General features: G+C 64.3%; 6 protein-coding genes. 1 reads left to right on the top strand and 5 read right to left on the bottom strand.

Annotated features, from left to right (window positions below; translation table 11 throughout):
- From ABYB95_RS14540 to tolB, 5 genes are all read right to left on the bottom strand, one after another.
- Positions 1 to 792, bottom strand: a 792-nt coding sequence (locus ABYB95_RS14540; protein WP_372659283.1) for a ThiF family adenylyltransferase, incomplete at its 3' end; no start/stop codon positions are given.
- A gap of 39 nt (positions 793 to 831) precedes the next feature.
- Positions 832 to 1,944: a YeeE/YedE family protein gene (locus ABYB95_RS14535; RefSeq protein WP_372659282.1), complete on the bottom strand. Its 1,113-nt coding sequence runs from the start codon at positions 1,942 to 1,944 to the stop codon at positions 832 to 834.
- Between the two features lie 75 nt (positions 1,945 to 2,019).
- Positions 2,020 to 2,823, bottom strand: a complete 804-nt coding sequence (ybgF, locus tag ABYB95_RS14530; protein WP_372659281.1) for a tol-pal system protein YbgF — start codon at positions 2,821 to 2,823, stop codon at positions 2,020 to 2,022.
- Between the two features lie 4 nt (positions 2,824 to 2,827).
- Positions 2,828 to 3,430, bottom strand: coding sequence for a peptidoglycan-associated lipoprotein Pal (gene pal / locus ABYB95_RS14525; RefSeq protein ID WP_372659280.1), 603 nt, complete (start codon positions 3,428 to 3,430; stop codon positions 2,828 to 2,830).
- Positions 3,431 to 3,497: 67 nt separating this feature from the next.
- The gene (gene tolB / locus ABYB95_RS14520; RefSeq protein ID WP_372659286.1) at positions 3,498 to 4,733 is read right to left on the bottom strand and encodes a Tol-Pal system beta propeller repeat protein TolB; all 1,236 of its coding nucleotides are present in this window, start codon (positions 4,731 to 4,733) and stop codon (positions 3,498 to 3,500) included.
- Positions 4,734 to 5,099: 366 nt separating this feature from the next.
- Between tolB and ABYB95_RS14515 the strand changes: the two genes are divergently transcribed.
- On the top strand, positions 5,100 to 6,530 hold a 1,431-nt coding region (locus ABYB95_RS14515; RefSeq protein WP_372659285.1), incomplete at its 3' end, for an ABC transporter transmembrane domain-containing protein.

The raw sequence follows: 6,530 nt of genomic DNA, 5'->3' as shown, positions 1-6,530 counted from the left end.
TTTTGTGCTCTCTGGCTTGCCCGCCAGCGCATTCATCACCCAGCCAGCGGCGCACATGCCAAAGCTTGCGGTCACGCTGACCACGGACCCGTAGCCGTGGCAGTTCAAGGAACCATCACCTGCGTCGATCTCGCACGATGCGTCGGGCGGCGCGACCGATTCCCGGCTGAACACACAATGCACGCCCATCGCACCGTTGCGCGAGAGCCCATGGTGTTTGCGCAAGCGGTAGCGCAACTGCGCCAGAAGAGGGTCGTGCGTGACGGCGGCCAGGTCACCGATTTCCACGTCCTGTGCACGCTGCTTTCCCCCGGCTGCGCCCACCGCAATCGCGGGCACACCCAAGCCCACCGACCAAGCCATGAGCACGGTTTTGGCGCGCACCTGGTCACAGGCGTCTATCAGTGCGGACACTGGGCCGATCTGCTCGTCCATGGCATGGACTTGCGCCATCATCTGCGGCCAGTTGTCGGGTGTGACGAAGTCTTCGATCACATGCACCCGGCACGCGGGGTGTATCAGCGCAATGCGCTCGCGCATGGCCAAGCCTTTGGACTGCCCCAGGGTGGGCTCCAGCGCGTGGATCTGGCGGTTGATGTTGGACTCCGAGACGTGGTCCAGATCGATCAGGGTCAGCTCGGCCACGCCACTGCGCGCCAGCGCCTCTGCGGCCCAGGAGCCCACGCCGCCAATGCCCACCACCACCACATGAGCACGGAAAATGCGCTCCGCCCCCGCCACCCCATACAAGCGGCGCAAACCGCCAAACCGGCGTTCAAAATCCGGGCTCATGCCAATGCCCTTGGGGTGTTCAGGCGGGGTCTCACAAGCTCATTCGCGCTCAAGCAAAGCGATCTGAAAACGGAAACCCACCAGAGCACCCAGGACGATGCCGGTGACCGCGATCACACTCGTCAGGCTCAAGGTGGACAGCCCCGACATGCCTTGCCCGATGGTGCAGCCGAGCGCGGTAACGCCGCCTGCCCCCATGCACACGGCACCACCCAGATGCAAGGCGGTGTCGCGCGTGCCCTGAAAGCCCTCCCAGCGAAAGCTGCGGTCGATCAACGCACACACGAACGAACCGAACACCACACCGAACACCGCGACCACCCCGATCGAGAGCAGCTTGGAGGTATCGCTGTAATAGACCACCCAGTCCATGGTGTAGGCCAAGGGTGCCGTGAAGCTGAGCGCTTCCATGCGGCCGCTGTTGGTGGCCAGATAGACCGATTCCAGCGTCTCGGGGTGTTCGGCCACAAAACCGAGCCGCCCGCTGATCCACCACATGGCCACCACCACCAACCCCAGCCCGAGACCGGCGAGCAGGTTGTCGGTGCGGCGAAAGTCCTCGCCCAGCAATGCCCAGATCACCATGGCGCCTCCGATCAGCAAGGCCATCACCAAGCCTGTGGAGCCCGCCGAAAATCCCGAGGCATGCGAAACCCAGACCGGCATGGCCGCACCCATGGGAATGTCAAACGCGACCTGATCCAGGGTGTTGACGCGCCACACGGCCAGCACGCCGCGTAAGGTGGCCAAGGCGGCGAAGCCCATCACCACAAAGACCACCAAGGATTTCAAACTGCCCGCGCCGATGCGCACCAGGGTCTTGTTGCCGCAACCCGACGCCAATACCATGCCAAAGCCAAACACGGCGCCCCCGACCAAGGCGGAGAGCCAGACGATGCGGCCCGAGGTGTAGATGGATTTTCCCGGATCGATCCAGCCCCCCCACGCCATGGCGTAAAAGCCGATCATGGCCACGCCCGCCGCCATGACCCACATGCGCATGCGGGTCCAGTCGCCCATGTTCACAATGTCACTGATCGCGCCCATGGTGCAGAAATGGGTGCGCTGGGCGATGAAGCCAAACACCGCCGAGGCCGCAAAAGCGGCCCACAGGACCCATGTTTGTAATTGCTGAAGTTCGGCGATGTTCATGGTCGCCGATTGTAGAAGCTAGGCACCAGCCCGGCCCGCGCAAGGCCAAGGGCCTGCGCGAGGCCTGCTCCGTGATCAGCGCAAGCGGGCGAGGCGTTCCCTGGCAGCGGCAGCGGCTTCGGACTGCGGGTGCAGCTTGACCAGATCGTCCAGCGTGCGGCGTGCGCCTTTGCTGTCTTTGACTTCGACCTGGCTGTTCGCCATGGCCAGCATGGCTTCGGGCGTGCGCAGGTGCTGGGGAAACTGGCTCACCAGCCGCTTGTGGCTCTCTATCGCATCCTTGTAGGCGCGGCTGGCGTATTGGGCGTTGCCCAGCCAGTACAGGGCCGAAGCGGTGTAGCCACTGTCCGGATAACGGCGCACAAAGCTGGTGAACGCCTGCGCTGCGGCCTCGAACTCCGACCGCCGCAACACTTCCATCGCGCCCTCAAAGTCTTTTTTCTCCGCCGGTGTCGCCAAGAACTCGGCGCCATCGAGCACGACCTTGGTCGGCTCCACCTGTTTGAGCCGCTCATTGATGCCGCTTTGCACGTCCTTTTGCTGGCGCTGCAGTTCGGACACTTCGCGTGCGAGCTGTTCGTTCAGGCCACGCAGGCGCGCAATCTCTGCGCGCAGCTGCTCGATCTGGTTGGACAAATCCAGCAAGCTGCGGCGGTCGGCAGCGCCGGCGTCACGGGCCTCCTGATCGGCGGCCTCCGAGGCCTGCCGATTCGCATCGACTTTCTGCCGCAGCTCGATGATGGCCTTGCGCGCCTCGTCATCGCCAAACAATGCGTGCGCATGCATGGGCCAGAGCGCGGCCAAGGCCAGCGCGCTGGCGCCGATCCAGCGCATCGAACATCCAGCCGGCTTGTTGTTCAGAGAGATGGAGTTGGCCATGGATTCAACGGTAGGTCAGTTCCACACGGCGGTTCTTGGCATACGCCGCTTCGCTGGCACCTGTCACGGCGGGCTTTTCTTCACCAAAGCTCACCGCCTCCATCTGGGCATCGCTCACACCCAGCAAAGCCAGTGCGCGGCGCACCGCCTCACCCCGCTTTTGCCCCAGCGCCAGGTTGTACTCGCGCCCACCTCGATCGTCGGTATGGCCTTCCAGTGCCACGCGCTTGCCCGTATGGATTTTCAAATAGCGCGCGTGCGCCTCCAGCGTGGGGGCGAACTCGGCGCGCACTTCAAAGCTGTCGTAGTCGAAGTACACGACCCGTTCCATGTTCTCGGGCTGCATGGCATCGTTGCCGCCCACTTGCACGCCGGCAACGCCTTGTTGATCGACACCTGCGCTCTGGCCACCGGCACTACCGGGACTCACGGCGGTGGCGCTGCGGTTTTCCACCGGCACGTCGTCGAGCTTCACGCCCGAGCTGCATGCCGCCAGGGTTGCGGCCACTACCAGCACCGCCAGGCGGGAGCTCCAGGAGCGAGCACGGGAAACACCCGGTGTGGTCGGGTTCTGGGCTGCGATCATCGTCTTGGCGTCTTGGGTCATGCGAATTCCTTTGCGTATGGGATGAGAGGGGGGTTGTACTTGTGGTCAACCCCGAAGGTGCGCTGTTTCAGCGCGAGAACGGGCCCCATTCGGGCTCGCGGATGTCGCCCTGGGCACCGGCCAGCCGCGTCTTGATGCGGCCATCGACGGTGGTGGTCATCAACGCCTCTTGCCCCTTCTCACGGGTAGCGTAAATGATCAGACGGCTGTTGGGGGAAAAACTCGGGCTCTCGTCGGCGCTGGTGCTCGTGAGCGCGGTCACGGTGCCGCTGGCCAATTCCATCACGTGGAGCCGGAACTCGCCATTGACGCGCGAAATGAACGCCAACCAGCGCCCGTCCGGGCTCGGGGCGGGTGAAATGTTGTAGCTACCGTTGAAGGTGATGCGCTTGGCGTCACCCCCTTGTGCGCCCATGCGGTAAATCTGAGGCGAGCCGCCACGGTCGCTCACGAAAAACAGCGATTTTCCGTCTTCGCTGAACACGGGTTCGGTGTCGATGCTGCTGGATTGGCTCAGACGGCGCGGCTCACCGCCATTCGCGTCCAAGGCATACAGCTGCGCATTGCCCGAGATCGACAAGGTGGCCACCAGTTGGCGGCCATCGGGCGACCAGGTGGGGGCGCTGTTTGAGCCCTTGTAGTTCGCCAGCAGGCGGCGTTTGCCGGTTGCCACGTCGTGGGTGTAAATCACCGGCTTGCGCGCCTCGAAAGACACATATGCGATCTGGGCGCCATTGGGCGACCAGCTGGGCGAGATGATGGGTTCGGGGCTGGACAAGGCGGCGCGCGCGTTCTCGCCATCGGCATCGGCCACCCACAGGCTGTGCCCGCGGCTGGATTTGGTCACGTAAGCGATGCGGGTGGAGAACACGCCTTTCTCGCCGGTGAGCTTTTCGTAGACCTGATCGGCTACACGGTGCGCAGCCTGCCGCAAATCCGCCGCCGCGACCGGAAAGCTCAAGCCCAACAGATCCTGCCCCTTGACCACGTCCCACAGACGAACACGCACATCGAAGCGTCCGTCGGCCAGCTTGATGACGCTGCCCACGACCAGCGAATCGGCGCCCTTTTCGCGCAAGGAACTGAGTTCGGGGCGCGAGTTTTCGTCCAGGCCTTTGACCAATGGATCGACAAAACGGAACTGGCCGCTGCGCTCGAGGTCGGCCCGCACAATCGCCGCGATGTCTTGGCCCGCGCCTTCGTTGCCTTTGAACGCAACGGCAGAAAACGGGAACTGGGTCAAACCCACGCCCGACACCTCCACCCGAAACTGCGCATGGGCCTGCGGCACGTGCAAAAACATCCAGGGCAAGCTGCTTGCCAAGCCCAGCAAGGTTTGGCGGCGGGTCGGGTTCAACGGGTGATTGCGGCTCAAATCCTGCTTCCTTTGTGTCTTGGTCGATCGTGATGGCAACGGCTTTTCAATGGGCAAACGTTCGTACCACCAACGCAACCGATAATAACGGACCGAAAATTCACACCCGTGACAAGATGTGTGGCTGCGCGGTTCGAGCGCCCTCGTCGCCCGTTTGTTCCGCAGCCGTGCATCTTCTCTCCTGTCCCCACTTCCACCGACCCGCACTTGAGCGCCAGCCCTCCCTCTCCCACACCGACCAGCACCGTCGCGCAGCGCCTGCGACGGCTGTGGCCCTATTTCAGTTCGGCCCGCATGGGCATGCTGCTGGCCGCGGTGGGCACCCTGGTGGGCGCCCTGACCGAACCCCTGATACCGGCTCTGCTCAAGACTCTGCTCGACCGCGGCTTTGGCCAGAAGGACATCGATCTGTGGATGGTGCCGGTCTCGCTCATGGGTCTGTTTGGCGTCCGGGGCCTGGCCGGCTTCGTGGCGCAATACGCGCTGTCGTACACCGCCAGCCGGGGCATGTTGAACATGCGCCGGGCCATGTTCGTGAAGCTGAACGACGCGCAAATGACGCTGTTCGTGCGCCAGAGCGCGAGCAAGCTGTCCAATACCCTGGTCTACGAAGTGCAGACCGGGTCCACGGTGCTGGTCGGTGCCTTGCTGACCCTGACCAAGGACAGCCTCACCCTGGTCGCGCTGCTGGGCTACCTGCTGTACCTCAACTGGAAACTCACGCTGATCGTGCTGCTGCTGTTCCCGGGGCTGATCCTGATCATGCGGGTGCTCTCGCGCCGCTTGTACCAGATCACCAAGTCCACCCAACAAGCGACCGACGAGCTGGCCTATGTGGTGGAAGAAAACGCGCTGGCACACCGCATGGTGCGCCTGCATGGCGCGCAAGCACGCCAGACCCAGCGTTTTGATGTGCTCAGCGTGACCCTGCGCCGGCTGGCCATGAAATCCACCGTGGCCCAGGCCGCCATGACGCCGCTGACCCAGTTGCTGGCCGCAGCCGCCCTGTCGGCGGTGATCGCGGTGGCGCTCTGGCAAAGCACCAGCAGCGGGGTGAGCGTGGGCAACTTCGTGGCTTTCGTGACCGCGATGCTGATGCTGATCACGCCGATCCGCCACTTGGCCGAAATCGCCGGGCCCATCACCCGGGGTTTGACCGCGCTGGAACGCGGACTCGACCTGATCGACAACACCCCGGCCCAGACCGGTGGCACACACCAGGCCGAGCGGGTGTCTGGCGCCCTGAGCTTGCGCCAGGTCTGGGTGCGCTACCCGTCGCGCGACGGATCGCCCCAGGACACGGCAGAGGCCGAGCGGCACGCCGCCTTGCGCGGCATCGATCTGGACATCCACCCCGGTGAAGTGGTGGCTTTTGTTGGCCCGTCCGGATCGGGCAAAACCACGCTGGCCAATCTGTTGCCCCGGTTCGTGGAAGTCGAGCGCGGCGAGGTCATGCTCGACGGTGTGGCCTTGCCCGAATGGGATCTGACCAGCTTGCGGCGCCAGTTCGCCATGGTCAGCCAGGACGTGGTCATGCTCAACGACAGCCTGGCCGCCAACGTGGCCCTGGGCGAAGCCGGGCCGGCGCTGGACGAGGCGCGGGTAACGGCGGCCCTGCTGTCGGCCAATCTGGGCGAGCTCATCACCCGTTTGCCACAAGGCATCCACACCACGGTGGGGCACAACGCGGCCGAACTCTCTGGCGGGCAGCGCCAGCGCCTGGCG

Source organism: Hydrogenophaga sp., from assembly GCF_041633695.1.
Lineage (GTDB): Bacteria > Pseudomonadota > Gammaproteobacteria > Burkholderiales > Burkholderiaceae_C > Hydrogenophaga.
This window is presented reverse-complemented; position numbering and strand designations above follow the sequence as displayed.

Coding starts and splice junctions, on each gene's coding strand:
- pal (WP_372659280.1), bottom strand. CDS start 3,430: ATGACCCAAGACGCCAAGACGATGATCGCAGCCCAGAACCCGACCACA.
- tolB (WP_372659286.1), bottom strand. CDS start 4,733: ATGTTTTTGCACGTGCCGCAGGCCCATGCGCAGTTTCGGGTGGAGGTG.
- ybgF (WP_372659281.1), bottom strand. CDS start 2,823: ATGGCCAACTCCATCTCTCTGAACAACAAGCCGGCTGGATGTTCGATG.
- ABYB95_RS14535 (WP_372659282.1), bottom strand. CDS start 1,944: ATGAACATCGCCGAACTTCAGCAATTACAAACATGGGTCCTGTGGGCC.